5 protein-coding genes and 2 pseudogenes are annotated in these 4,193 nt (G+C 58.0%); 4 read left to right on the plus strand and 3 right to left on the minus strand.

Annotated elements, in window-relative coordinates; translation table 11 throughout:
- Positions 1-257, plus strand: a pseudogene (locus GJ634_RS16285) (hypothetical protein); the annotation flags it as partial.
- Positions 258-631: 374 nt separating this feature from the next.
- Here the strand turns inward: GJ634_RS16285 and GJ634_RS14415 are convergent.
- Positions 632-1,036 carry a hypothetical protein gene (locus GJ634_RS14415; RefSeq protein ID WP_157503547.1) on the minus strand — a complete coding sequence of 135 codons (405 nt, stop codon included), beginning with the start codon at positions 1,034-1,036 and terminating at the stop codon, positions 632-634.
- Between the two features lie 161 nt (positions 1,037-1,197).
- Entirely contained in the window at positions 1,198-1,770 is a 573-nt protein-coding gene (locus GJ634_RS14420) for a heme A synthase (protein ID WP_231737058.1), read from the minus strand.
- A gap of 141 nt (positions 1,771-1,911) precedes the next feature.
- Here GJ634_RS14420 and GJ634_RS14425 point away from each other — a divergent pair, with 141 nt between their 5' ends.
- From GJ634_RS14425 to GJ634_RS14435, 3 genes are all read left to right on the plus strand, one after another.
- Positions 1,912-2,886, plus strand: coding sequence for a transcription initiation factor IIB family protein (locus GJ634_RS14425; protein ID WP_157503548.1), 975 nt, complete (start codon positions 1,912-1,914; stop codon positions 2,884-2,886).
- Between the two features lie 382 nt (positions 2,887-3,268).
- The gene (locus GJ634_RS14430; RefSeq protein WP_157503549.1) at positions 3,269-3,643 is read left to right on the plus strand and encodes a helix-turn-helix domain-containing protein; all 375 of its coding nucleotides are present in this window, start codon (positions 3,269-3,271) and stop codon (positions 3,641-3,643) included.
- Positions 3,640-3,921: a hypothetical protein gene (locus GJ634_RS14435; RefSeq protein WP_157503550.1), complete on the plus strand. Its 282-nt coding sequence runs from the start codon at positions 3,640-3,642 to the stop codon at positions 3,919-3,921. The genes GJ634_RS14430 and GJ634_RS14435 overlap by 4 nt, the downstream gene beginning before the upstream one ends.
- 162 nt (positions 3,922-4,083) lie before the next feature.
- Here GJ634_RS14435 and GJ634_RS16755 read toward each other — a convergent pair.
- Positions 4,084-4,193: pseudogene (locus GJ634_RS16755) on the minus strand (cytochrome d ubiquinol oxidase subunit II); the annotation flags it as partial.

Consider the following 4,193-nt stretch of genomic DNA (forward strand, 5'->3'; position numbering starts at 1 on the left):
TAGCCTCGACACGGGATGCCCTCCAGCAGCGCATCGAGGAGATCCGCGAAACACAGACTGAGCTTGAAGCATCGAATGCGAGTCTCGAAGAGCGGTCCGAGATGGTGAACGTGCTGAATCGCATCCTCCGTCACAACGTTCGGAACGAGGTGAACGTCATCACTGGACGAGCTGAATTGGCTGCGTCTCGCATCGACGACGAGGCGGCCCAAGCAGATTTTCGACGCGTAATTGCGAGTTTGCGAACTCGTGGCTAAACCATAGGAGCAATAATGAGATGCCAAATGGTAACCCAGCGGCAGCCGTGATAAATACGTCGTGAACGGGGGATAGCAGGAGGCACGCGAGCGGCAACCCGATAACGAGCGCTGCCCACAATCGGGTACTTAGAGCCAGTGTTGCGAACGCAAATCTCGTTGGAGCGTCCCGAGCGCGAGCAAGCTGCACACCATAGACGTCGTCTGTATTCGTATTTTGCTCCATCTTACCCATAGTACATCGATTGTGGCGGAGCAGTCATCCTCAGCATAGATATTAGACAGGGTCGTGCAAGTGATAACTCTCTTGTCTGTACTGAGCGATCAACACCATAGATAGGACGGGCTAGATTAATGCAGATGACAGAGATCCGTTACGGTCGTCTGGCCACGAGACCGACAAGGATGAAGAGCGCGCCGGCTGCAGCAGCGAACAGCGGCGTATCGAGAGTCGCAGTCGGGTCCAACGCGAGCCACAGCGCGGCACAAAAACTGGCAAGCGCAACTGTTGCCGTCCCGACCTCGAGGATCCGTGGTCCAGTCGCAGCTGGGCGGAGGCGGCTGTACATCCCATGTCCCAGGACGGTAACCGGGAACACACAGCCAACGATCAGCGCGAGATGGACGGCGACAACACCGGCAGTGTCGACAACCGGAGCAACATCACTCACAATCGTACCGACCGCATACAGTCCGAGAAGCCCCACTAGCAGGGCCGCGAGTATCCGTTCGACGCCACTGGCCGAGGGTCGTGGAAGGCGATCCGCTGTCGATCCCATGTAAAATACTCACACCCTAGTGACATTAAACACCCCGAAATCTCACCGATAGAATCATCTCCGTCTTGATCAGCTCCTCAAGCCGCATCTCTCGTTTATCGACAGCCCGACCGGAGAGGAAGCCCAATCCTGCGATGACCGCCGACGAGCCGTTAGTGCACCTATGCGTATCGACCTGTTTTCTGTCGTAGATACGATGTCAAGGATGTCGTCAGGAGACTCAGCAAAATGACCATAGCAACCCCGAGGTGGCTGGTGACGACGATCGGTTGGAGGTTTGCCGTGACCGTCAATCCGCCGAGAAGAACCTGGATCGGCAACAGGATCAGTGCCAGCGTCGCCGACCACTTGACGATCACCACCTCTCGATAGCGAAGCCACGCTCCCAGCGCAGTACCCAGGATGAGCAAGCCAGCAATCATCGCGAGTCCACGATGTGCCCACTCGGCGAAGATCTGGAGGGCCGAATACGAGGAGGTGACGACGATATCGGGGTGAAGAAACGGAACCCACGTTCCGTAGCACATCGGCCAGTCCGGGCACGACAATCCGGCCCCGATCGCGCTCGTATACGCACCGAGGATCATAACGAGAAAGGTGACAATCAGTGTAATGGCCGAGAAATGGACGTATGAGGCTGGAGAGGCCCTGACACGCTCCCGAATCCGCGTCAACATCGAATCTATCCGGATCATTCTTCTCGAATCGAGGCCGCTTGGTAGCTCTACTCCCATACGTACTCGGCACTCGCAAAATCAGATTGGCGGATTCCCAGATCGTGGGAACCCGCCGCGTGTTCTTCGGGTGGCCACCCGCAGTGTGCTAGCGAGACCCACTCAGATGTACCGAGAGCAGAAATTCAAGGTCCAGCACTTATGTCCAACACATCACTCGACATCCAGGACGCGGATACCGGCGAACAGCACTCGACTGCCGAGTCGCGGTCGCAGTCGTCGTGCCCCGAGTGCGACGGCCAGATCGTTCACGACGATAAGCACGGGGAAACGACCTGCGAAGACTGCGGGCTAGTCCTCAACGAAGAATCAATCGACCGAGGGCCCGAGTGGCGGGCGTTCAACAGCGACGAACGAGACGAAAAAAGTCGCGTCGGTGCGCCGACCACGGAACTCATGCACGACAAGGGGCTCAGCACAACAATTAGCAGGAAAGACACGGATGTGAATGGACAATCAGTGTCCAGTCGGAAACGAGCGCGCCTGCAGCGGATGCGGACGTGGGACGAACGGTTCCGAACGAAAGACGCCCACGAGCGGAATCTCAAACAAGCACTTGGCGAGATCAACCGGATGGGATCTGCTATCGATATTTCAGACCCAGTTCGAGAAACGGCAGGGGCGATCTACCGCCGAGCGCTCGACGAAAATCTCCTCCCGGGTCGGTCAATCGAGAGCATGGCAACAGCTGCCCTGTACGCTGCAGCCAGACAACACGGAACGCCACGGCAGCTGGGCGCATTCGCTGAAGTCAGTCGCGTCGAAGAGATCCGGATTCAGCGGGCCTATCGGTACGTTTCCCGGGAACTCGCCCTCGAAATTGAACCGGCGGATCCATTAGAATACGTGCCGCAGTTCGCATCCGCACTCGAGGTAAGCGACGAGGCAACGCGTCAGGCTCGCGATCTGCTCACCACCGCCAAAGCACAGAACGCACACAGTGGCAAGAGCCCGGCAGGTCTCGCAGCGGCCGCCCTCTATGCGGCAACCCATCTCACAAACGAGCAACTGACACAGAAGACAGTGAGTAACGCGGCCAACGTGAGCCTGATGACGATCCGGAATCGCTACCAGGAACTGCTCGATGTCTACGCGGAACACGGGGAGTCTGCGTGATGACCGAGCCAAGACAACCCGGCTACGCAGAGGTAGCGACCGGTAGTCAAGGACGGGACGGACTGCGGGCGCTCGGTCGAGAAACCGACCGGGAGATCCTCGCGTGCTTCGTCGCTGTGTCACCTCGTGATGTCATGGACATCGCCACCACTGCGGAATGCCACCCGATCACAGTCGACCAAACGTGTGCGCGACTCCACAGGCATGGGCTGATCCGTCCAGTCGGTCGAGGACGATATGATCTGACCGACGCCGGACGTCGCTTGCTCGAGGCTGAGTCCGATACAGACATCGAGCGGTGAGACGAGTCGCAGGCTTGCTCGTCTCGCCGCGGGGTACATCAACCGGATAGCATATCCCAGATACGTCCCAAGTTCAGATAATGGTGCGCGATTCAGCGTCATCCGAGGACTCGCCATCGTTGCGGGATATCCTTGATGCGCTGGACGACGCCGACTGTCGAGCGATTCTTCGCGAAACAGCTGAACCTATGACTGCACCCGAACTCATCGACGCGTGTGACATCCCCAAATCGACGGTGTACCGGAAACTGGACCGCCTCAGCGACGCCTCACTGGTCCGCGAACAGGACACGATCAACCCCGGCGGGGGCCGAACCACGACATACGAGCGAGACTTCGACGACGTGATGATCTCCATGGATGACGACGGCTTCTCGGTGACAGTGGAACGACCGCCGCGGAATGCCGACGAACGGCTTGAGGATATCTGGTCGAAGATGGGGGATGAACTATGATGTGGGTGGGAACGGCTATTGTCGTCGTGAAAACGGTGATCTTGTTGTTGGGGAGCGGGATCACGTATATCGCGTATCGGGCTTATCGTCGCACGGGGGTGCCCTCGCTTCGGATGCTTGGGATCGGGTTCGGCATTATCACGTTCGGCGCGTTGCTCGCCGGTATCGCCCATCAAGTCCTCTCTGTGTCGCTGGAAATGGGGATCCTGATCAACAGCGTCCTGGTGGCGATCGGCCTGGGCATCATCATGTACTCGCTCTACCTCGAACGTGAATGAACCTGTGTGGCACAAAACAGGTCTAATTGCTAGCCCCATAGCTAAACTCGACAGCTAGAATGTGTAATCCCACTCGTCTTCGTCGTCGAACTTAGGCGGGCAGAAACCACCGAAGCGGTCGACCTGCTCGTGTTGTCCAGCCAAGTTCGGTCTGGGAGGATGTCACCCGCCGTAACCCTCGCCCTCGATTGGACCGCTGAACACGCCGTAAAGGAATTTGAAGTACCACAAGACCAGCAGCAGGACCGGGAATCCGAGGACGGTCACGAGGT

Source organism: Halobacterium sp. CBA1126 (assembly GCF_009741975.1).
Taxonomy (GTDB): Archaea; Halobacteriota; Halobacteria; order Halobacteriales; family Halobacteriaceae; genus Halobacterium.

Excerpts from the sequence above, each read along its gene's own strand:
- GJ634_RS14420 (WP_231737058.1), bottom strand. The coding sequence starts at position 1,770 with ATGGGAGTAGAGCTACCAAGCGGCCTCGATTCGAGAAGAATGATCCGG.
- GJ634_RS14425 (WP_157503548.1), top strand. The coding sequence starts at position 1,912 with ATGTCCAACACATCACTCGACATCCAGGACGCGGATACCGGCGAACAG.
- GJ634_RS14435 (WP_157503550.1), top strand. The coding sequence starts at position 3,640 with ATGATGTGGGTGGGAACGGCTATTGTCGTCGTGAAAACGGTGATCTTG.
- GJ634_RS14430 (WP_157503549.1), top strand. The coding sequence starts at position 3,269 with ATGGTGCGCGATTCAGCGTCATCCGAGGACTCGCCATCGTTGCGGGAT.
- GJ634_RS14415 (WP_157503547.1), bottom strand. The coding sequence starts at position 1,036 with ATGGGATCGACAGCGGATCGCCTTCCACGACCCTCGGCCAGTGGCGTC.